Genomic DNA, 21334 nt, shown 5'->3' with positions numbered 1-21334 from the left:
CTCAGCGGCAGGAGGTCAGGAGGCGTCGCTGCCCAAGGTGACACTGACCGTGTGGGTCTGGCCGTCGCGCACGAAGGTGATCTGGACGGTCGTCCCCGGGGCGAAGCTACGGATCGTGGCGATCAGCCCGTCGGCGCCCTGGACCAGGGAGTCGTTCACCTTCGTGATCACGTCACCGACCTTCAGACCGGCCTTGGCGGCCGCCGAACCGGACGCGATGGAGTCGAGGCGCGCCCCGATGGTCGTGGGGTTGGCGTCGTTGGCGGCGACAGTGGTGCCCAGCCGGGCGTGGGTCGCGGTCTGGCCGGCGATGATCTGGGCCGCGACGCGCTTGGCCTGGTCGATCGGGATGGCGAACCCCACCCCGATGTTGCCCGACTGCCCTCCGAAGGAGTTCTGCGAGACCGTCGCGATCGCCGAGTTGATCCCGACCACGGCTCCCTCGGCGTCGACGAGCGCACCGCCTGAGTTGCCCGGGTTGATCGCGGCATCGGTCTGGATGGCCGGGATGAAGGCCTGCTCCGCGTCGGTGGTCTGGTCGGTCACGACGGGGCGGTCGAGGGCGCTCACGATGCCCTCGGTCACCGTGCCGGACAGCCCGAGCGGGGACCCGATCGCGATCACCTGGTCGCCGACCTGCAGGCTCGAGGAGTCTCCCAGCCGAGCTGGCTGGAGTCCCTGCTTGTCGCTGACCCTGACGACGGCGATGTCGGTGAGGGGGTCGCGGCCCACGATCGTGGCCTTCGCGGAGGACCCGTCGTGGAAGGTCACGGTGAGGGTTCCGCCGCTCGCGGCCTCGGCCACGACGTGGTTGTTGGTCAGGATGTCGCCGGCGGTGTCGAGGATGACCCCGGAACCCTCGCCCGAGCCCGACGGGCTCGTCTCGATGATCGACACCACGCTGGGCAGCACATCGGCGGCGACGGCGGCGATCGACCCGGCGGGGCGGGAGCGCTCGACAGCGGGTGCCGTCCCTGACGGCGCTGCGCTCGTGCCGAAGGACGTGCTCGCCGGCGTGGAGCTGCCCGGACGGGTCGCGATGACGACCGCGCTCACGCCGGCGGCCGAGATCAGCCCGGCCGCGAGTGCGACGGCGACCAGGGTCAGCCCGCTGAAGCGCCGCGAGGTGCGGGCGGGCTCGCTCGGCCCGACGGCGAGCGGTGCGACCGGCGGAAGCCACGGGTCCGGCGTCTGGCCCGCTGGCGGGCCGGCGTAGCCGGCGTAGGCGGAGGCGGAGGCGTACGGGTCGCCGTACGGCTGGGCCGGGGGAGTCGAGGGCATCGGCCGGGCCGGCGGGAGCGGCTGCGTGGGCTCGGTCGGGCTCGACCACGCAGAGCCGCCGGTCGGCTCGGCCCAGGGGTCGACCGGCCGGCCGGCGGAGTCTCGGGCCGCGTCGTCGGGGGTCTGCGGCGTCTCGTCCATGGGCACCCACCCTGGCGCACCCGCCTGAGAGCACGCTGAAGCGGGGGCAACGACGCGCTGAGAGTCCTGGCCGGACCCACGACGCTCAGGCCTGGTAGCTCACCTGCTCGGCCGGCAGCGGCGCAGGCGACCCCGGCAAGGCGATCGTGAGCAACGCTCCCCCGCCGGGGGCACTGCCCGCCGTGACCCGCCCGCCGTGACGCTCGGCCGCCTGGCGCACGATCGCCAGCCCCAGGCCCGACCCGGGCTTGGCGCGCGCCGCCGGCGAGCGGTAGAAGCGCTCGAACACGTGCGGCAGGTCCTCGGCAGGGATACCCGGTCCCTCGTCGGCGACGTGCAGGACCCCCCGGTCCAGCCGGACGTGGACGGTGCCTCCCGGGGGGCTCCACCGGGTGGCGTTGTCGAGCAGGTTGACGACCGCGCGCTCCAGCTGGGCCGGGTCGCCGTACAGGTACCACGGGTTGACCCGTACGTCGAAGCCGACGCCCGGCGCCCGCCGCCGGACGCGTTCCACGGCCCGGTCGACGACCGCCACCAGGTCGACCGGCTCGGAGACGGGGCCCGACTCGTCCTCGCGGGCGAGCTCCACCACGTCGCCGACCAGGGCGCTCAGCTCCTCGACCTGGGCCCGGACATCGGCGAGGAGCGCGGCCCGGTCCTGCGCGTCCAGCCCGCGCCCCCCGCGGGCCTCCTGGCTGTCGCTTTGGGCCAGCAGGTCGAGGTTGGTCCGCAGGCTCGTCAGCGGTGTCCTCAGCTCGTGCCCGGCGTCCGCGACGAGCCGGTTCTGCCGACCGCGCGACTCCGCGAGAGCGGCGAGCATCGCGTTGAAGCTCACGGCGAGACGCGTGATCTCGTCGTCGGAGGGCCCGGGTGCGACGTCGATGGGCTCGGGCCGACCGGTTCGGGCCACGTCCTCCGCGGCCGCCGTCAGCCGTTCGACGGGTCGCAGGCCGGCGCGTGCGACCGCGAGCCCGGCCAGCCCCGCGCCGGCCGCGCCGACGACGCCGACCAGCAGCAGCACCAGGCGCAGGCGGGCGAGCGTGCGATCCACCGACGAGACGGACTGGGCGACCAGCATCGCCTGCCCGGGGCCGACGTGCAACGCGGCGACGCGCAGCCCGCCGGGCGCGTCGTGGACCAGCAGCTGGTGGTCGCCGCGGGCCACCGCGATGTCGCTGGGGAGGACGGGGAAGGGCTGCGCCCCGAGGGCGTACGTGGCGTTGCCGAGGACGTCGACGTCGGCGACCTGGATCCCGCCCGCGTCGAGGTAGTCGGACGGAACACGAGCCAGCTCCCCCGGAACGGTCAGCGTCGTGATCGCGGCGGTACGAGCACGGGATACCAGCTGCGCGTCGAACTGGCTGTGCAGCTGCGCCGCGACGGTGAAGTACGCCGCTAGCGCGACGAGTGCCACCCCGAGACCGACCGCGACCGCGACGAGGAGTGCGAGCCGGGCCCGAAGGGTCACGGTGGTGTCTCGCGCAGCACGTACCCGACGCCGCGAACGGTGTGGACCAGCCGCTTCTCCCCGCCCTCCTCGGTCTTGCGGCGCAGGTAGCCGATGTAGACCTCCAGGGAGTTGGCGGTCGTCGGGAAGTCGAAGCCCCACACCTCCTCGAGGATGTGGTCGCGGGTGAGCACCCGTCGCGGGTTGCGCATCAGCAGCTCGAGCAGCGCGAACTCGGTGCGCGTCAGCCGCACGCTGCGCTCCCCTCGGTGCACCTCACGGGTGGCCAGGTCGAGGGTGAGGTCGTCGAAGGCGAGGACCTCCTCGCCCTCGTCGTCGCGGCGGAACCGTCGCAGCAGCGCGCGCAGGCGGGCCAGCAGCTCCTCGAGCGCGAAGGGCTTGGGCAGGTAGTCGTCGGCGCCGGCGTCGAGTCCCGCGACCCGGTCCGGGACCGCGTCCCGGGCCGTGAGCAGCAGGATCGGCACGTCGTTGCCCGCCGCGCGCAGCGCGCGGCAGGCCTGGAGTCCGTCGAACCTGGGCATCATCACGTCCAGAACGACCGCGTCGGGCCGTTCGTCCCCGACGACGCGAAGGGCCTCGATGCCGTCCTCGGCCGTGAGGACCTCATAGCCGTTGAAGGCCAGGGAACGACGCAGGGAGTCTCTGACCGAAGGGTCGTCATCGACCACGAGGACGCGCACGTGCCTAGTCTGCCCGCCACCGGGGTTCCGGCGGTGACGGCGCCGGCACCGTAGGATCCGCGCCGTGACGGGCAACGCCGACCAGCGCATGCGCGGCGCCCGGCTCCCGCGTCCGGCGCGGCGTGCCCAGCTCATCGACGCGGCGCGCGAGGTCTTCGTCGCGAACGGCTACCACGCAGCCGCGATGGACGACATCGCCGACCGCGCCGGGGTGTCGAAACCGGTGCTGTACCAGCACTTCCCGAGCAAGTTCGAGCTCTACCTCGCGCTGCTCGACGAGGGAACCGAACGTCTGGTGTCGGTCGTGCGCGACGCGCTGGCCTCGACCCAGGACAACAAGGCTCGGGTCGGAGCCACCATGGCCGCGTACTACGACTTCGTGGCCGGTAACCAGGGCGTCTTCCGGCTGGTGTTCGAGTCCGACCTCATCTCCGAGCCCCCGGTGCGCGAACGGGTCGAGTCCGCGAACCGGCGCTGCGCCGACCTGGTCGCCGAGGTCATCGCCGAGGACGCGGGCCTGTCCGCCGAGGAGGCGCACCTGCTGGCGGTGGGGCTCACCGGCCTCGCGCAGGTCAGTGCCCGGGCATGGACGAGCACCGACAGCAGCGTCCCGCGCGACGTCGCCGTCGGACTCATCGCGACCCTCGCGTGGCGCGGGATCCGCGGCTTCCCCCGCAAATGATGACCGAGGCACGGGGCGGGCTCCACTAGCCTGGGCGCCAGAGGTCCGGGAGCGGAGGCGGTCGTGGAGATCAAGATCGGGGTCAACGGGGCGCCCCGCGAGCTCGTGGTGGACAGCTCCCAGACCGCGGAGGAGGTCGTCGCGCTGGTCGAGGCGGCGCTGGCCTCCGAGAAGGGGCTGCTCGTGCTCGAGGACGCCCGCGGCCGCCAGGTCCTCGTCCCGGTCGACAAGCTCGGTTACGTCGAGGTCGGCGAGCCCGAGGCCCGCCGGGTCGGTTTCGGCGCCCTGTAGGTCCGACCCTCGTGGGTTCTCGATCCGACGTGTCAGGTCGGCTCGTCAGGCGCTGAGCCCGAGGGTCTGCATCCGCAGGGTGTGGTTCTCGGTGAGCCGAGCGAACATCTGCGCCAGCGCCGCGAGGTCGAAGCTGGGCCGGCCCGCCGGCTCCATGCCTCCGACGATGAGGGTGACCAGGGAGTCGCGCTCGGCGGCCACCCGCTGGGCCTGGCTGAGCATCTCGCCGACGAGTCGGCGGCCCCACAGCGCGAGGCGCCCGGCCACCCGCGGATCCGCCGCGATGGCCGCGCGCACCCGCTCGACCGCGAAGGCACTGTGCCCGGTGTCCGCGCAGACGCCCATCACCAGGTCTCCGGTCTCCTCGTCGAGGTGCGTCGCGATCTCGCGGTAGAAGTCCGCGGCGATGCCGTCGCCGACGTAGGCCTTCACGAGCCCCTCCAGCCAGTCCGCCGGGCGCGTGGATTCGTGGAAGGCGTCCACGCCCTGGGCGAAGGGCTGCATCGCCGCCTCGCTGTCGGCGCCCAGCTCGGTGAGACGGTCCCGCAGCTGCTCGAAGTGCCGCAGCTCGGCGGCCGCCATCCGGGCGAGCTCGGCCTTGTCTCCGACCGTGGGGGCCAGCGCGGCGTCGGCGGCCAGCCGCTCGAACGCCGACAGCTCCGTGTAGGCCAGCACCGCGAGCAGGTCGATGATGGCCTCGCGGTACGTCGGGTCGTCGAGGGGGGCCATGGGGGCGCAGCGTAGCCCGCGGATCGCCGGGGATCCGCGTCGTCCGAGCCCAAGCGACGGTGCCGGTACACTGATCGAGTACCCGTGAGCGCGGGTGCACTCCGCGCGGTCGCCTGCAACGGCGCCCGGACCCTGCGCTCGAAACGCTTGCGACGAAACGGCAGGACCCGTTCTGACCACCTTCCGCGATCTCGGGGTCCGTCCCGAGACCGCCGACGCGCTCGCCGCCGTCGGCATCACCACTCCCTTCGCCATCCAGGAGCTCGCGCTCCCGGTGGCCCTCGCCGGCAACGACGTCATCGGCCAGGCCAAGACCGGCACCGGCAAGACGCTTGCGTTCGGGATCCCCCTCCTGGAGCGGGTAGTCGCCCCAGGAGACCCCGACGCGGCCGAGCTGAGCGACCTGGGCAAGCCCCAGGCGCTCGTCGTCGTCCCGACGCGTGAGCTCTGCGTGCAGGTGACCCGCGACCTCCAGGTCGCCGGCTCGCGGCGCGGCGTCCGGCTGCTCTCGGTCTACGGCGGTCGCGCGTACGAGCCGCAGGTCGCCGCCCTGGACGCGGGTGTCGACGTGATCGTCGGTACCCCCGGCCGGCTGATCGACCTGTCCAACCAGCGACGGCTCGACCTGCACCACGTCAGGACCCTGGTGCTCGACGAGGCCGACGAGATGCTGGACCTGGGCTTCCTGCCCGACGTCGAGAAGATCGTGCGGATGCTCCCGGACGGGCGGCAGACGATGCTGTTCTCCGCGACCATGCCCGGCGAGGTGATCGCCCTCGCCCGTCAGTACATGTCCCAGCCGACGCACATCCGCGCCCACGACCCGCACGACGACCGACTGACCGTGCAGGGTGTCGAGCAGCACGTCTTCCGTGCCCACGCGCTCGACAAGGTCGAGATGCTGGCCCGGATCCTCCAGGCCGAGGGCCGTGGCCACACCATGGTGTTCTGCCGGACGAAGCGCACGGCCCAGAAGGTCTCCGACGAGCTCGCCGAGCGCGGCTTCGCAACCGCGTCCGTGCACGGCGACCTCGGCCAGGGTGCGCGGGAGCAGGCGCTGCGCGCCTTCCGCAACGGCAAGGTCGACGTCCTCGTCGCCACCGACGTCGCCGCCCGCGGCATCGACGTCGAGGGAGTCACCCACGTCGTGAACTACCAGTGCCCGGAGGACGAGAAGACCTATCTGCACCGCATCGGTCGCACGGCTAGGGCCGGCGCCGAGGGCACCGCGGTCACCTTCGTGGACTGGGACGACATGCCCCGGTGGGCGCTGATCAACAAGGCGCTCGGCCTGGACTTCGAGGAGCCCACGGAGACGTACTCGACCTCCGAGCACCTCTACGAGGCGCTGGACATCCCCACCCACGTGACCGGCGTCCTGCCTGCCGCGGGTCGCACCCGGCAGGGCCTGGCGGCTGAGCAGATCGAGGACCTCGGCGAGACCGGGCACCGTCGGCGCTCCGACGCCAGCCCCCGGACCGAGCCCGGCACGTCGCAACCGGCGCCGTCGCAACCGGCGCCGTCGCGGCGGCGCCCCTCCGGATCGCGTCGCCGGACGCGTGCCGGCGCGAGCACCGAGGCGGGCGCGGCGCCGCCGGAGGTGGCGACCGACCCGGCCGCCGAGCGGTCGGAGCCGCACCGCCGCCGTCGGCGCGGCCGGCGCGGGCGCAGCAGCGGCACCAAGCCGGCTTCGCAGGGCTGAGCGTCCGGCGCCGACCCGGCATGCTCGCACGGCCTTGCCTATCCTCAGACCGTGAGCACCCCGCCGTTCCTGGACCCGCCCCCGGCGACTCGTCGCGCGATGGTGGACAGCGAGCGCGGCGCGTTCGCGGCGTGGGTTCTCGACCCGGTCGGGGAGCCGCGGGGCACGACCGTGCTGATCCCCGGTTTCACCGGCAGCAAGGAGGACTTCGTCGCGGTGCTGGCTCCGCTCGCGGACCTGGGCTGGCGGGTCGTTGCCTACGACCAGCGGGGGCAGCACGAGACGCCCGGGTCGGACGGGGCCTACTCGCTGGAGGAGTTCGCCGCGGACGCGGCAGCCGTGGCGCGGGCCGGCGCCGTCGGGCCGGTCCACCTCGTGGGCCACTCCTTCGGCGGTCTCGTCGCGCAGCAGCTCGTCCTCGACGAGCCCGACCTGCTGGCGACGCTGACCCTGCTGTGCTCGGGGCCGGGCGCTTTGCCGGGCGAGGTGGCTCCCCCGCTGCTTCTGCTCGCCGAGGCCCTCGGCGCCTTCCCGATCGAGCAGGTCTGGGAGGCCAAGCTCGCCTGGGAGATCCAGCACGGCTGGGTGCCGCCCTCCGACCCGGCCATCCTCACCTTCCTGCGCCGGCGCTTCGTCCGCAACGACCCCGCCTCGCTGGCGGCGATGGCCGCGCTGCTCGTCGGGGCTCCCGACCGCGTCGATCACGTCGCGGAGCTCGCCCCCCCGACCCTCGTCGTCCACGGGGAGTCCGACGACGGCTGGCCGACCGAGGTCCAGCAGGAGATGGCCGTGCGTCTCGGGGCACGCTTCGACGTGGTCCGCGGTGCGGCCCACTCGCCGGCGGCCGAGGCGCCGCTCGCCACCGCGACACTGCTCTCGGCGTTCTGGTCCGAGCGGGTCCCCGTCTGATGCTGCCCGGGAGCCCGTCTCTTGAGGCGGTCCTCGCCGACGACCCGGCCGAGGTCGGGCGCGCCCGCGGGCTCTCCACGCAGTTCCTGCTCGAGCTGGGGTCCCGGGCGCCCGACGTCGCCGTCCTGCTCGTGAGCGAGCTCGTGACGAACGCGATCCGCCACGGGCGTCCGCCCATCCTGCTGCGCGCGTACCGGCAGGGCCCCGGCCTGCGCGTCGAGGTCAGCGACGCCGAGCGGCACTCGCCCGTGACCGCTCGTACGGCTGCCGGTGATGTGCCCGACGGCGGTCGCGGGCTCCTCCTCGTCGAGGGGCTCTCGGACCGGTGGGGATGGTCATCGACCGGTCTCGGCAAGATGGTCTGGTTCGAGCTCGACGTCATCTGAGGCGCCGACGCCCGGTCGGCGCGCTAGCGTCCCACGCATGGCGTTCCGCGGCTGGACCGACGAGGCGATCCGCTTCTTCGAGGAGCTCGAGGTCGACAACACCAAGGCGTTCTGGCTCGCGCACAAGGACGTCTACGAGGAGCAGGTACGCGCCCCCATGCGGGCGCTCCTGGACGACCTCGAGGAGGAGTTCGGACGCGCGCGGATGTTCCGGCCGTACCGCGACACCAGGTTCAGTGCCGACAAGTCGCCGTACAAGACGACCATCGCGGCCGAGCTGGAGCGCGGCGGCTACGTCCAGTTCTCGGCGGCGGGGCTCGGGGTCGGAGCGGGGTCCTACCACCTGGCCCCCGACCAGCTCGACCGCTACCGCGGCGCGGTCGCAGCCGACCGGACCGGACGCGAGATCGCGGGCATCGTCGCGACCTTGCGCCGCGACGGCTACGAGGTCATGGCGCATGACTCGCTCAAGACCGCACCGCGCGGCTACCCCAAGGACCATCCACGGCTGGAGCTGCTGCGGCTGAAGGGCCTGGCCGTGTGGCGGCAGCTGCCCGCGTCGGACTGGCTCGGCTCGTCGAAGGCCCCGGCGAAGGTCACCGCCGCCCTGCGCTCGGCGCGTCCGCTCACGGCCTGGCTCGAGGCCTACGTCGGGCCCTCGCGGCTGCCCCCCCGCTGACCACGCCTCAGCCTGCCAGCTCGGCAAGCCCGGCCCACGAGGGCTTCCGCGGGGCCGCCGCGCTGCCTTGCGGGCAGTGCCGCGCGACGTCGCACCATGCGCACTGCGGGCCGGGCCGCGGGGGGAACGCGGCGTCCCAGTCTCCGGGCCGCTCGGCCAGCCCGTCCGCCCACGCCCGGTCGAGACCGGCCGCCTCGGCGCCGATGTCCTCGGCCCGGGCGACCTGACGCTCGAGGGACTCCGGCGTGTGGGTCCAGGAGGCCACGGTCCCCGAGGGGACGTGGTGCAGCTCGACCCGCCGGCAGGTCCGGCGAAGCACGCGGCCGGCGGCGACGGCGTACAGGGCCAGTGCCAGCGATCCCCGGGCGTCGGAGACCTCGGGTGGACGCCGCCCGGTCTTGTAGTCGACGACGACGAGCTCGCGAGCACCGTCCACGACGCGCTCGTCCAGCCGGTCGACGCGGCCGGTGACGGCCAGGGTGGCAGTCCGGAGCGAGACCGTGCGCTCCGCACCCAGCGGCTCCTCGGTCGGGTCGAGACCGCGGACGTAGGCCGCCACGAGATCCGCTGCGTGCTCGCGATAGGCGACGCTCTGCTGGTCATCGCGGTAGCCATCGTCGACCCAGCCCGCGCGCAGGAGCCGGGCCGCGGCCGTGTCGGTGCGCTCCTGGGCCGGCAGGTCGTACCAGCCGCGCAGGGCGAGGTGGATCGAGGATCCGAACGACAGGTGCGCCCACGGCGGACCCGGCGGGGGAGCCGGTCGCTGGAGATAGGTCATCCGATAGCGGCGAGGGCAGTCCAGGTAGGTGAGCAACCGCGAGGGTGAGGCGACGTAGAGGCGCTCCGGCATCCCGGCGAGCGGCAGGGTCGGCTCGGCAGGCACGGGCTCAGGCCGACTTCGCGAAGGCGATGACCGAGTCGGCCACCAGCTGAACCGCGATGGCGGACAGGAGCAGGCCGGCGATGCGGGTCAGGATACTGATCCCGCCGTCGCGCAGGACCTGCAGGATCGCCCCGGAGAACCGAAGCACCAGCCAGATGACGACGTGGACCGCCACGATCGCCAGGGCCAGCGCCGCGAGCTTCTCGCCGGCCCCGCCGGCCTGCCGGACCGCGACCATCGTCGCCACGATCGCACCGGGTCCGGCCAGCAGCGGGGTGCCGAGCGGCACCAGCGCCACGTCGACGTCCGGCTCGGTCGAGGCGGCGGAGGACCCCATGCCGGTCAGCAGCTCCAGCGACACGAGGAGCAGCAGCAGGCCGCCCGCCCCCTGCAAGGCGGGCAGCGAGATGTCGAGGTAGCGCAGGATGGAGGATCCGAAGATCGCGAACGCCACGATGACCGCGAAGGAGACGAGGACCGCGCGTAGCGCCGACCGCGCCCGTTGCCCCCCGGTCTGGTTCGCCGTCAGCGCGAGGAAGAGCGGGACGCTGCCGGGCGGGTCGATGATGACGAACAGCGTGACGAACGCCGTGCCGAAGAAGGTCGGGTCGAGCAGGGAGCTCATCCGGCCGCCACCGGCCGGACGAGGGCCGCGAGGGCGGCGAGCACGGCTGGGGCCGTCGTCTCCTCGCCCAGGGCCTGCCGCTTGCCACGACCGTGGTAGTCACTGGAGCCGGTCACCAGCAGCCCCAGGCGCACGGCCAGGCCGCGAAGCCTCGCTCGGGTGGCCGCATCGTGATCGGGATGGTCGACCTCCAGACCGGCGAGGCCCTGCTCGGTCATCGTCTCCACCGCGGACTCGGGCAGGACCCGCCCGCGGGAGGCGGCCCCCATGTGAGCGATGACCGCTACACCACCTGACGCGCGGACGAGGGGGACGATCGTGCGGTGGTCGACGTAGTGGTGCCCGACGACGTAGGGCGAGCCGTCACGCAGCAGCTCGGCGAAGGCCTCGTCACGATCCGCGACCGCCCCCGCGGCCACCAGGGCGTCGGCGAGGTGCGGGCGGCCGATCGTCGCGCCCGGCCGCACCTGCGCGCAGACATCCTCCCAGGAGATCGGGTAGCCGGCCTCGGCGAGCCGCCGAGTGATCTCCTTGGCGCGTGGCACCCGGTCGTCGCGGTTGAGCGCCAGCTCGGCGCCCAGGGCCGCGTCGTCGGGGTCGCACCAGTAGCCGAGGAGATGGAACGGGACGTCCCCGGCGACGCAGGAGACCTCCACCCCGGGGACGAGCCGCACGCCCACGGTGCGCGCGGCGTCGGCCGCCTCGTCCAGCCCCGCGAAGGTGTCGTGGTCGGTGAGGGCGATGACGTCGATGCCGAGCTCCGCCGCCGCGCGCACGAGGCGCGCCGGGGAGTCGGTGCCGTCGCTCGCCGTCGAGTGGGTGTGCAGGTCGATGCGCACGGCGGCCAGCGTAGGCGTCATGGCCGACGCCACCGCGCGAGTGTCAACCGGGTCGCGCGATGCGGGGCGACAGCGCCCCGAACGGGATGTCCATCCCCAGGCCGCGTTCGCGCAGGTCGACCAGCGCCAGGTGCTCCAGGACGAGCAGGTCCGCGGTCTCCGGCCAGGTGACCAGCCACAACCAGAGGCCGGCGGCCTCCCCCACCCACGCCGCTCGGTCCAGCGGGCGGTCCGGGTCCGACGGGACGGCCCACAGCGGCGTCGGCCACCCGTCGGCGGCGACCCGTGCCCCGGCGGGAGCGCTGACGACACCCGCGCCGGGGTCGGGACCGGGCAGCCCGGCGAAGGCAGCCCCGAGCCCGACTCCCGGCTCCTCCGCCACGAGGACCATCTCGGCGGGGCCCCCCAGGGGTGCTGGACCGCTGCACGCCAGGACCGAAGCCCGGCCCCCGTGCGCCTCGTCCCCGGCGTACGTCGTGCCGGTGACCAGCCACCCGGGCGGCAACGGCCACGGCAGCCACAGCGGGACGCGCAGCAGCTTGAGCACCCAGCTCAGCGCCTCCACCCCCGGCCGCGGCGGAGGGTGATACGGCTCGATGACGCCGTGGACCTCGCACGTCCATCGGCTGGTCATCAGTCCGGGAGGGTGGGCCGGCTCGGCGCAGCGCGGGCACAGCGGCGGCTGCTTCATGGACCTGGCACCTCCCGCGTCAGGTCGTCGTGGTGTCCAGCCCGGCCAGCACCGACTTCGCCTGCTCGAGGTGGTCCCAGGTGCACACGACGTCGTAGGACGTCGCGGTGATCGCGCTGCGGGAGACGAAGTCGCGATGGCCGCCCGTGAGGGAGTACGACAGGAGGCCGAGGCCGACGCCGAAGGCGAGGCCCAGCACCGCGCACCCGAGGATCACCGTCCCCGGCTGCTGGGCGAACAACGAGATGAGCAGGCCGACGAACAGGCCGTACCAGACGCCCTGGATGAGGCCGCTGACGGCGGCCTTGCCCCAGTCCATCCGACCCAGGACCGCCTCCTCGATGCGCAGGTCGCGCCCGAGGATGCCGAGGAACTGCACGGGGAACTTCTCGTCGGAGAGGTAGTCGACGGCTCGTTGGGCCTCGGCGTAGGTGGCGTAGCTGGCCACGACCGGGCGGCTGGCGACCGCCGGGCCCGGGGTGGGCCGGCCGGAACCCAGAGGGGACCCCAACGACATGCGCACCTCCATGCTCCAGGCGTCCTGCGCCGTCCATCCTCCTCCACCGGAGGACGGCGCGGGAGGGGAGGTCAGTCCGAAAGCGGCTCGAAGCGCGCCGCGGACCGAAGCCCGGCGGCACGACCGCGGGCGAAGACCCTTAGGGCCATGGCCCGCGAGGCCTCGTCGAGCATCTCCTGACCGAGCATGACCGCGCCGCGTGAGCCGCCTTCCGCCGAGGTGTGCCACGCGTAGGCCTGCAGGACGAGGTCGGCGTGCTCGAAGTCCTCCTGGGTCGGGGTGAAGACCTCGTCGGCGACGCCGACCTGGTCGGGGTGGACGCACCACGTCCCGTCGTAGCCGAGGGCGGCGCTGCGTCCGGCGACGCGACGCAGGCCGTCCAGGTCCCTCACTCGCAGATAGGGCCCGTCGATGGCCTGGACGTCCGCCGCGCGGGCGGCGACGAGGATGCGCATGAGCGGGTAGTGGAACGCCTCCCCGTCGTAGCCGCTGGGCTGCTCCCCGGGGCCGCGAGTACGCATGCCGAGGTCGGCGATCAGGTCGGCCGGCCCGAGCACGAGAGCGGCGACGCGCGGCGACGCGGCGGCGATCGACTCGGCGTTGACCAGCCCGCGGGCGCTCTCGATCTGCACCTCCAGGACGATGCCGCCCGGCGTCAGGCCGAGCCGGTGCTCGAGCTCGGTCAGCGCCTCGTCGGCCCGCCGGACGTCCTCGGCCCTGTGCACCTTGGGCAGGACGACCGCCTCCACCCGGTCACCGGCCCCCTCGAGCACGGCGACCAGGTCCTCGCGGGTCCACGGCGTCGACCACCCGTTGACCCGTACCGCGCGAAGCTGCGTCCCCCAGCCATCGGCACCCAGTGCGGACACGACCATGGCCCGGGCCGCCTCCTTGGCGCTGGGCGCCACCGCGTCCTCGAGGTCCAAGAAGACCTCGTCGGCGGCGATCCCCCGCGCCTTCTCCAGCATCCGCGGGCTGCTCCCCGGGACGGCGAGCACGCTGCGCCGTGGCCTGGCCTCCACGCGCGGGATGCTAGCGAGCGGCCACCGCCATCCCGACCCTCACTCGGCGGGGATGGCCGGCAGGTCCCGCTGGCTGGTCACGACCAGCCCCACCCCGACGAGCAGCAGTGCAGCGGCGGGCAGGATCGCCGGTGGGGGTACCTGACCCAGCGTGAGGGCGGCGATCAGGGTCGCCCCGGGCATCTCGAAGAGGATGGCCAGACTGACCACGACCGGAGAGGTGGTCCGGAGCACGACGTTGAACAGGCTGTGGCCGAGCAGCTGGGCACCGAGCACCAGCGCCACGATGCGAGCCCAGTCCTCGCTCGAGTAGCCGCTGAGCGCGACCCCGCCCACCAGGCACACCCCGAGCAGCAGCACGGCGGCGCTGCCGTAGCAGAGCAGCGTGTACGTCGTCGTCGAGACGGTGGCGCGCACCGCCGCCCCGGTGAACACGTACGCCGCCGCGAAGACGGCACCGAGCAGGGCCAGGACGTCGCCGACCAGGGCTCGCCCCGACACCGCCACGTCGACACCGGTCAGCACCACCACCCCGGCCAGGGCGACGCCGATCCCGAACCAGGCCCGCCGCGGCACGCGGTGGCCGAAGGCGCGGGCGATCAGCGCCGCCCACACCGGCTGGGTGGCGACCAAGGCGGTCGAGGACGCCACGGAGGTGTAGCGCAGCGACGGGACCCAGGTCGCGAAGTGGAGGGCCAGCACCAGCCCGGCCAGCAGCGCGAGCCGGACCTCGCGCCGAGACAGGGAGAGGATCTCGGCCCGGGGGGCGCGTCGCAGGAAGGCATAGGGAGCGATGACGAGCGTGGCGAGCCCGTTGCGCCAGAACGCGATCGCCATCGCCGGCGCAGTCGTCGCCGCGATCAGGGGCCCCGACGTGCTCACCGCCACCAGGGCGACGGCCATCAGCCCCACGTCGCGCGACGGCGGCCTCCCGATCGGAGGTGCGCGAAGCGGTTCGGCGGGGCCGGTCAAGGCACGCGGATCGTGCCGGACGCCACGTGCACCACGTCCCCGGCGACTCGCACCTGGCGGGGTTCAGCGCCGTCGACCAACGCGGTGACACGCAGCAGCGACGGACGTCCCAGCTCCACGCCCTGCTGGACCACGAGGCCGTGCTCGCCGTCGGCGAGCCGGCCGGAGGCGCCGAGCCAGACGCCCAGCGCCAGGGCGGCCGAGCCGGTCGCCGGGTCCTCCGAGACGCCGATGTCGGCGGCGAACATGCGGGCGCGCACAGCGCGCGCAGGCAGGTCGACGGCGACGACGTACACACCGGTCATGCCATGCCTGCGGTCCACCTCGCGCAGGGCCGCGACGTCGACCTCGCACTCACCCAGAGCGTCCGCGCGAACGGGCAGGATGACGAAGGGAAGGCCCGCCGCGGCGATGCGGGCCGGCGCGATGGCGTGGTCGAGGTGCGGGTGCCCGAGACCCACCGCGGCCAGGACCGCGTCCACGTCGGCGTCCGGACCGAGCTCGGGCCGGCCGCCGGTGAGCTCGACCGGTCCCTCGCCATCGGACACCGCCAGGCCCAGGAGCCCCGCCCCGCAGGCTTGGACCACCGGCCCCGGGGCGATGCGCCCCTGCCGGGCCAGCAGCCACGCCGTGCCCACCGAGGGGTGGCCGGCGAAGGGCAGCTCGGTCTCCGGCGTGAAGATCCTTAGCCGGTACGCCGCCCCGGCGGCGAGGTCGTCGGGAGCCGGCGTCACCGGGAAGGCCGTCTCGGACAGGTGGAACTCGGTGGCGATCGCCTGCAGCTGGGCGTCGTGCAGGCCGTCGGCGTCGTGCACGACGGCGAGCGGGTTGCCGGTGAAGGCCGTGTCCGTGAAGACGTCCACGACGTCATAGGCCAGCCGGTCCACCACGCCTCCTCATCGCCAGACGACCCAGCGACCCTAGCGAGCGGTGGGCCCCGAGGACCTGCGAGGCCGCACAACGGCGCGGGGCGACGATGGGGCCAACGTGGCGCACTAGCCTTGCCAACCGTGAGCGGAGCGTCGAAGGTCTTCATCGCTCGGCTCGCCGGTGTTCGCGTGTTCGACCCGAACGGCGACCAAGTCGGCCGGACCCGTGACGTCGTCGTGAGCTTCGGAGCTCCTCGCACGCCGCCGCGGGTCAACGGCCTGGTCGTCGAGGTACCCATGCGGCGACGCATCTTCCTGCCCATGACACGGGTCACCGCCGTCGACGTCGGCCAGGTCATCACGACGGGCGTCGTGAACATGCGCCGTTTCGAGCGCCGGGCCGCCGAGGCCCTGGTGCTCGGTGACCTGCTCGACCGGCAGGTCCAGCTCGTGGAGTCCGGCGAGACCGTGACCGTCCTCGACGTGGCCATGGAGCAGACCCGCACGCGCGACTGGGTGCTGAGCCAGGTGCACGTGCGCAAGGGCGTCTCGGGCGGGTTCCGACGTCGAGCCGAGACCGTGACCGTCGAGTGGTCGGAGGTGAGCGGGCTCGGGGCGAGCGAGGAGCACCAGGGCGCCGCGAACCTGCTGGCCACCTTCGACAAGCTGCGGCCGGCCGACCTCGCGGGGGTGCTGCACGAGCTGTCGCCCAAGCGGCGGGCGGAGGTGGCCGCCGCCCTCGACGACGAGAAGCTCGCCGACGTCCTCGAGGAGCTACCCGAGGACGACCAGGTCGAGATCCTCGGCTTCCTCGCCCAGGAGCGCGCCGCCGACGTCCTCGAGGCGATGGGGCCTGACGATGCGGCCGACCTGCTCGGCGAGCTGCCCCCCGATCAGGCCGAGCAGCTGCTGGAGCTGATGGAGCCCGACGAGGCGGAGGACGTCCGCCGGCTGCTGACCTACGACGAGTACACGGCCGGCGGCATGATGACCCCGGAGCCCGTGGTGCTGCCCCCGGACGCGACGGTCGCCGAGGCGCTGGCCAGGATGCGCAACCCGGACCTGACACCGGCGCTGGCGGCGCAGGTGTACGTCTGCCGCCCGCCGCTCGACACCCCGACCGGTCGCTTCATCGGGGTCGGGCACTTCCAGCGGTTGCTGCGCGAACCGCCGTACACCCTCGTCGCGGGCGTCTGCGACACCGACCTGGAACCGTTGCGCCCGGACGACACGCTGCCTCAGGTCACGACCTACCTCGCCACCTACAACATCGTCGCGGCACCGGTGGTCGACGAGGACGACCATCTCCTGGGCGTGGTCACGATCGACGACGTGCTCGACCACCTGCTCCCCGACGACTGGCGCCGCTCGGAGGAGGACGAGGACGACGACGGGCCGGTCCGAGGTGAGGACGCCCGGCATGGCGCGTAGTTCCGAGCGCGCGAGCGCACGGCTGGACACCCCGCGCGGGGTTCGGCGCCGGCCGCGGCTGTCCTACGACCCCGAGTCCTTCGGCCGCATCTCCGAGTCCATCGCCCGGACCTTCGGGACGGCCACCTACCTCGTGATCCAGACCGTGGTGGTCATCGCCTGGATCACCTACAACGTCTGGGCGGTCCACGCCGACCGCTTCGACCCGTACCCGTTCATCCTGCTCAACCTGGCGTTCTCGACGCAGGCGGCGTACGCCGCCCCGCTCATCCTGCTGGCCCAGAACCGGCAGGCCGACCGCGACCGCGTGCAGTACGAGCAGGACCGCGAGCAGGACGAGCGCAACGTGGCGGACACTGAGTACCTCACCCGCGAGGTGGCGGCGCTGCGGATCGCGCTGGGCGAGGTCGCGACGCGAGACTTCGTCCGTTCGGAGTTACGCGACCTGCTCGACGAGCTGCTCGAGCGGGAGCCCGGGTCGCGCGAGCAGGACCGGCCACACCCGTGAGCGGGCGGTCCGCGGCCTGAAGGTTGGCGGCCGCCGTGCCGACACCTCTGAGGTGAGCCTCGAGCCCGCCGAGCCGCGACCCGCGCACGCTGGGGCCGGCTACGAGCACGCCCTGCACTCGGCGGCCGTTCCTCGCTTCGTCGACCCGGAGGAGCGCCGACGCCTCGGAGCCGTGCTCGTCGGACGTGGTCGCCTGACCCCGTCGCAGCTGCAGGAGGCGCTGGACGCGCAGGCCGGGGCACCGGCGGGACGTCGTCGCCTCGGGCAGGTCCTCGTCGACCTGGGCATGGTCACCGAGCTGGAGGTCGCCGGTGCGGTGGCCGACCTCATGGGTCTTCCACTCGTCGACCTCTCTGACGTGCGCCCGGAACCGGACCTCGTCCGGGTCCTTCCCCGGGCCTTCGCCGTGGCGCATCGGGTGGCGGTGATCGACCGACGTGCCGACCGCCTCGTGGTGGCCCTCGCCGACCCCCTCAACGTCGTCGTGCTGGACGACGTACGCCTCATCGCCGGCGTGAAGGAGCTCGACATCCGGGTCGCGACGGAGAGCCAGGTCGTCGACCTGATCAGCCGCATGTACGCGGGCCGCGTCGGGATCGGAGCGGTGGACGCGGTGCTCGAGCAGCTCGAGCAGCCGCGCGCGCCGGAGTCGTCGTCGGCCGCGGCCGTGGTCGACATCGAGGCCGCGCCCGTGGTCCGGCTGGTCAACGCGATCCTGACCGGTGCGCTCGACGCGCGCGCGAGCGACGTCCACATCGAGCCGCACCCGTCCGGGCTGCGGGTGCGCTACCGCGTCGACGGGATGCTGCGGGACGTGATGGAGGTCCCTCCCGGCGCCGCCCCGACGGTGCTGGGTCGGTTGAAGATCATGGCCGGTCTCGACATCGCGGAGCGTCGGGTACCGCAGGACGGTCGCACGAACATCGTCCTCGACGGACGTCAGCTGGACGCGCGGGTGAGCACGCTGCCGTCGATCCACGGCGAGAAGGTCGTACTCCGCCTCCTGGACAACGGTGCCGCCCTGCCGACCCTGGACCACCTCGGGATGCTGCCCTTGGAGGAGGCGCTGGTCCGCCGCACCCTCGGCTCCTCCCAGGGCCTCGTGCTCATCACCGGCCCCACCGGCTCCGGCAAGACCTCCACGCTGTACGCCGCCCTCCGCGAGACCCTCACCGCGGAGCGCAACGTGGTGACCCTCGAGGACCCGGTCGAGGTCCAGCTGCCGGGGATCACCCAGGTCCAGGTCAACGAGCGCACCGGGATGACCTTCGCCCGTGGCCTGCGCGCCGTCCTGCGGCAGGACCCCGACGTGGTGCTCGTCGGCGAGGTTCGGGACGCGGAGACCGCGGAGCTGGCGCTACGCGCCTCGCTGACCGGTCACCTCCTGCTGACGACCCTGCACACCAACGACTCGGTGTCGGCGATCACCCGGCTCGTGGACATGGGCGCCGAGCCGTTCCTCGTGGCCTCATCGCTCTCCCTCGTCATCGCCCAGCGCCTGGTACGTCGCCCGTGCCCGTCGTGCTCCCGACCCAGCGACCCCGACCCGGAGACCCTCGCGGCGCTCGGCCTGGACGCCAGCGCCCTCGTCGGTGGCCACTTCGTGCGGGGCGGCGGCTGCGCCGAGTGCGGCGAGACCGGCTACCGCGGGCGGGTCGGCGTCTTCGAGGTCCTGCAGGTCACGCCGCACGTACGGGCGGCGCTCCTGTCGGACCCGACCGAGTCCTCGCTCGCGGCGGCGTCCACCGGGCGTACGACGCTTCGCAGCGCCGCGCTGGCCCTGGCCCGCTCCGGCGGCACCACCCTGCGCGAGGTGCTGCGGGCGACCGAGCTGAGTGACGCCAACCACCTGGCCTGCGTCACCTGCGGCCGCGGCCTCGACCCGGCCATGCTGGCATGCCCGTGGTGTGCCACCCCTGTGCACCACTCGCGCTGCTCGGGGTGCGGCCGCCGACGGGACAACGGTTGGGTGATCTGCCCCTGGTGCGCGGGACCCTGACCCGGGCGACACGGCGCGGCGGTGGCCCGCCCGGGCCGCCGTAGCATCGAGGGGTGACCCAGCGACCCACCCTCGAGCAGGTCCGCGCCGCCCTCGCCGGTGTCGAGGATCCGGAGATCCATCGGCCGGTCACCGAGCTCGGGATGGTCGACTCGGTGACCGTCGACGCCGACGGCGGGGTCGACGTACGCCTGCTCCTCACCGTCGCCGGCTGTCCGATGCGCCAGACCCTGACCGAGCGCACCACGGCGGCGGTCTCGGCCGTGCCGGGTGTGCGCGAGGTACGCGTCGAGCTCGGGGTGATGAGCGAGGAGCAGCGGGCCGCGCTGGGCGTCCAGCTCAGGGGTGGCCGCGCCGAGCCGGAGATCCGTTTCGCGCGGCCCGACTCGCTCACCCGGGTCTACGCGGTCGCCTCCGGCAAGGGTGGGGTCGGCAAGTCGTCGGTGACGGTGAACCTCGCGGCCGCGCTGGCCGCCACCGGCCAGCGGGTCGGGGTCGTCGACGCCGACATCTACGGCCACTCGATACCGCGGATGCTCGGCGTCACCGGCCGGCCCACCCAGGTGGACCAGATGATCATGCCGCCCGCGGCGCACGGCGTGAGCGTCATCTCGATCGGCATGTTCACGTCGGGCAACACCCCGGTGGTGTGGCGCGGCCCCATGCTCCACCGCGCCCTCCAGCAGTTCCTGGCCGACGTGTGGTGGGGCGACCTCGACGTCCTGCTGCTCGACCTGCCCCCCGGGACCGGGGACGTCGCGATCTCGCTGGCGCAGCTGCTGCCGAACGCCGAGATCCTGCTGGTCACCACCCCGCAGCCGGCCGCCGCCGAGGTCGCGGAGCGAGCCGGCAGCGTCGCGTTGCAGACCCACCAGCGCATCGTCGGCGTCGTGGAGAACATGGCCTGGCTGGACCTCCCCGACGGGAGCCGCCTCGAGGTCTTCGGCACCGGGGGCGGCCTGGCGGTGGCGGACGCCCTGACCCGGCTCACCGGCGCGCCGGTCCCGCTGCTGGCACAGATCCCCATCGACGTCCGGATGCGCGAGGGGGGCGACGAGGGCCTGCCGGTGGTGCTGGCCGATCCCGGCTCGGCCGCGGCCCAGGCCCTGACCGGGCTGGCCTCCCGCCTGGGCGCTCGACCCCGCGGGCTCGCCGGGCGGCCCCTCGGGCTGACGCCGGTCGGGCCCTGAGTGCTGCCCGGACGCCTCACCCTGGGCCTGCTCCTCGCCCCGGCCCTGCTCGTCCTGGGCGTCGGGGCGGGACCGCCCTCAGCCCCGGCCGTCGCCGCGGCCGCCTCCGTGCGGCACGGCCAGGCCGAGCCGGCGATCGCGTCGACGCACACGCGAACGGCGTTCAGCGAGGTGCGGCTGGCGGCCCACGTGATCGGCCAATCCGTCGATGGACGCCCCATCCTGGCCTATCACCGCTTCCGGGCGGACGAGGGCTGGGCACGTACGGTCGTCGTCATCGGGCAGATGCACGGCGACGAGACGGCCGGGCGCGACGTCGTCCACCGCATGCTGCGGGGCGCGCTGCCGCGCCACCTCGACCTCTGGGTGATCGTCTCGATGAACCCGGACGGCTACGCCGCCGGGCGGCGCCAGAACGCCCACCAGGTGGACCTCAACCGCAACTTCCCCTGGAGCTGGCGGCGCACGTCGAGCAGAAGCTCGACGTACTCCGGGCCACGGGCCGGGAGCGAGCCGGAGACCGCCGCCGTCATGGCCTTCTTGGCCGCGGTCGACCCCCGCACCGTGGTGAGCATCCACCAGCCGCTGGACGGCGTCGACGCCTACCACGCGAAGCGCCCCGCCCTGACCCGCGCGCTGTCCCGCGCGACCGGGCTACCCGTCAAGGTCTTCTCCTGCGACGGCGGTTGTCACGGGACGCTCACGCAGTGGTTGGACAACACCGAGGCGGGCGCGGCGATCACCGTTGAGCTGCCCCGCCACCCGGGGACCGCACTGCTGGGACGGGTGGCCAGCGGATCGCTGCGGGTGCTCGCCGCGGGCACCTGAGCCTGCCGTCGG

22 protein-coding genes and 1 pseudogene are annotated in these 21334 nt (G+C 73.7%); 11 read left to right on the top strand and 12 right to left on the bottom strand.

The genetic code is table 11. The features are described 5' to 3' along the window. Positions 1-15: 15 nt before the first annotated feature. The 3 genes from VMI11_03825 to VMI11_03815 form a co-directional block, all read right to left on the bottom strand. The gene (locus VMI11_03825) at positions 16-1422 is read right to left on the bottom strand and encodes a trypsin-like peptidase domain-containing protein (GenBank protein ID HTY71536.1); all 1407 of its coding nucleotides are present in this window, start codon (positions 1420-1422) and stop codon (positions 16-18) included. Between the two features lie 85 nt (positions 1423-1507). Further along, on the bottom strand, positions 1508-2890 hold the full coding sequence (locus VMI11_03820; GenBank protein ID HTY71535.1) for a HAMP domain-containing sensor histidine kinase: 1383 nt from the start codon (positions 2888-2890) through the stop codon (positions 1508-1510). Further along, positions 2887-3570, bottom strand: coding sequence for a response regulator transcription factor (locus tag VMI11_03815; GenBank protein HTY71534.1), 684 nt, complete (start codon positions 3568-3570; stop codon positions 2887-2889). The genes VMI11_03820 and VMI11_03815 overlap by 4 nt, the downstream gene beginning before the upstream one ends. Before the next feature lie 88 nt (positions 3571-3658). Between VMI11_03815 and VMI11_03810 the strand changes: the two genes are divergently transcribed. After that, a complete protein-coding gene (locus tag VMI11_03810; GenBank protein ID HTY71533.1) occupies positions 3659-4252 on the top strand; it encodes a TetR/AcrR family transcriptional regulator in 594 nt (197 codons plus the stop codon). 63 nt (positions 4253-4315) lie between these two features. Then, positions 4316-4543, top strand: coding sequence for a DUF3107 domain-containing protein (locus VMI11_03805; protein ID HTY71532.1), 228 nt, complete (start codon positions 4316-4318; stop codon positions 4541-4543). Positions 4544-4588: 45 nt separating this feature from the next. Here the strand turns inward: VMI11_03805 and VMI11_03800 are convergent, their stop codons facing one another. Next, complete coding sequence (locus VMI11_03800; protein HTY71531.1) at positions 4589-5272, bottom strand: ferritin-like fold-containing protein; 684 nt, start codon at positions 5270-5272, stop codon at positions 4589-4591. A gap of 172 nt (positions 5273-5444) precedes the next feature. Between VMI11_03800 and VMI11_03795 the strand changes: the two are divergent. The 4 genes and pseudogenes from VMI11_03795 (at position 5445) to VMI11_03780 (ending at position 8948) form a co-directional block, all read left to right on the top strand. Next, positions 5445-6947: pseudogene (locus VMI11_03795) on the top strand (DEAD/DEAH box helicase). Positions 6948-7025: 78 nt separating this feature from the next. Next, positions 7026-7883 carry an alpha/beta hydrolase gene (locus tag VMI11_03790; GenBank protein ID HTY71530.1) on the top strand — a complete coding sequence of 286 codons (858 nt, stop codon included), beginning with the start codon at positions 7026-7028 and terminating at the stop codon, positions 7881-7883. Beyond that, positions 7883-8269, top strand: coding sequence for an ATP-binding protein (locus VMI11_03785; GenBank protein ID HTY71529.1), 387 nt, complete (start codon positions 7883-7885; stop codon positions 8267-8269). The genes VMI11_03790 and VMI11_03785 overlap by 1 nt, the downstream gene beginning before the upstream one ends. A 37-nt stretch (positions 8270-8306) precedes the next feature. After that, entirely contained in the window at positions 8307-8948 is a 642-nt protein-coding gene (locus VMI11_03780) for a DUF2461 domain-containing protein (protein HTY71528.1), read from the top strand. A gap of 7 nt (positions 8949-8955) precedes the next feature. On the opposite strand, the gene VMI11_03775 is transcribed toward VMI11_03780, so the two are convergent. The 8 genes from VMI11_03775 to VMI11_03740 form a co-directional block, all read right to left on the bottom strand. Then, a complete protein-coding gene (locus VMI11_03775) occupies positions 8956-9798 on the bottom strand; it encodes a PD-(D/E)XK nuclease family protein (protein ID HTY71527.1) in 843 nt (280 codons plus the stop codon). A 37-nt stretch (positions 9799-9835) separates the two neighbouring features. Beyond that, the gene (locus tag VMI11_03770) at positions 9836-10456 is read right to left on the bottom strand and encodes a MarC family protein (protein ID HTY71526.1); all 621 of its coding nucleotides are present in this window, start codon (positions 10454-10456) and stop codon (positions 9836-9838) included. After that, positions 10453-11316, bottom strand: a complete 864-nt coding sequence (locus VMI11_03765) for a PHP domain-containing protein (protein HTY71525.1) — start codon at positions 11314-11316, stop codon at positions 10453-10455. Before VMI11_03765 ends, VMI11_03770 begins: the two co-directional genes overlap by 4 nt. A 22-nt stretch (positions 11317-11338) precedes the next feature. After that, positions 11339-11986, bottom strand: coding sequence for a DUF6758 family protein (locus VMI11_03760; GenBank protein ID HTY71524.1), 648 nt, complete (start codon positions 11984-11986; stop codon positions 11339-11341). 19 nt (positions 11987-12005) lie between these two features. Then, positions 12006-12503 carry a general stress protein gene (locus tag VMI11_03755; protein HTY71523.1) on the bottom strand — a complete coding sequence of 166 codons (498 nt, stop codon included), beginning with the start codon at positions 12501-12503 and terminating at the stop codon, positions 12006-12008. Positions 12504-12574: 71 nt separating this feature from the next. Beyond that, positions 12575-13525 carry a CoA ester lyase gene (locus VMI11_03750; GenBank protein HTY71522.1) on the bottom strand — a complete coding sequence of 317 codons (951 nt, stop codon included), beginning with the start codon at positions 13523-13525 and terminating at the stop codon, positions 12575-12577. A 39-nt stretch (positions 13526-13564) separates the two neighbouring features. Next, positions 13565-14428 carry a DMT family transporter gene (locus tag VMI11_03745; protein ID HTY71521.1) on the bottom strand — a complete coding sequence of 288 codons (864 nt, stop codon included), beginning with the start codon at positions 14426-14428 and terminating at the stop codon, positions 13565-13567. 65 nt (positions 14429-14493) lie between these two features. Beyond that, complete coding sequence (locus VMI11_03740; GenBank protein ID HTY71520.1) at positions 14494-15387, bottom strand: PhzF family phenazine biosynthesis protein; 894 nt, start codon at positions 15385-15387, stop codon at positions 14494-14496. Positions 15388-15507: 120 nt separating this feature from the next. Between VMI11_03740 and VMI11_03735 the strand changes: the two genes are divergently transcribed. The 5 genes from VMI11_03735 to VMI11_03715 are packed head-to-tail and all read left to right on the top strand — an operon-like array spanning position 15508 to position 21322. Further along, complete coding sequence (locus VMI11_03735) at positions 15508-16797, top strand: CBS domain-containing protein (GenBank protein ID HTY71519.1); 1290 nt, start codon at positions 15508-15510, stop codon at positions 16795-16797. After that, positions 16787-17305 carry a DUF1003 domain-containing protein gene (locus VMI11_03730; protein HTY71518.1) on the top strand — a complete coding sequence of 173 codons (519 nt, stop codon included), beginning with the start codon at positions 16787-16789 and terminating at the stop codon, positions 17303-17305. Before VMI11_03735 ends, VMI11_03730 begins: the two co-directional genes overlap by 11 nt. A gap of 52 nt (positions 17306-17357) precedes the next feature. Next, entirely contained in the window at positions 17358-19304 is a 1947-nt protein-coding gene (locus VMI11_03725; GenBank protein HTY71517.1) for an ATPase, T2SS/T4P/T4SS family, read from the top strand. Positions 19305-19357: 53 nt separating this feature from the next. Next, positions 19358-20494, top strand: coding sequence for an Mrp/NBP35 family ATP-binding protein (locus tag VMI11_03720; protein HTY71516.1), 1137 nt, complete (start codon positions 19358-19360; stop codon positions 20492-20494). Continuing rightward, positions 20495-21322 carry a DUF2817 domain-containing protein gene (locus VMI11_03715; GenBank protein HTY71515.1) on the top strand — a complete coding sequence of 276 codons (828 nt, stop codon included), beginning with the start codon at positions 20495-20497 and terminating at the stop codon, positions 21320-21322. The last annotated feature ends 12 nt before the right edge of the window (positions 21323-21334 follow it).

The organism is Actinomycetes bacterium, assembly GCA_035506535.1.
In the GTDB taxonomy this organism is placed as follows: domain Bacteria; phylum Actinomycetota; class Actinomycetes; order DATJPE01; family DATJPE01; genus DATJPE01.
This window is presented reverse-complemented; position numbering and strand designations above follow the sequence as displayed.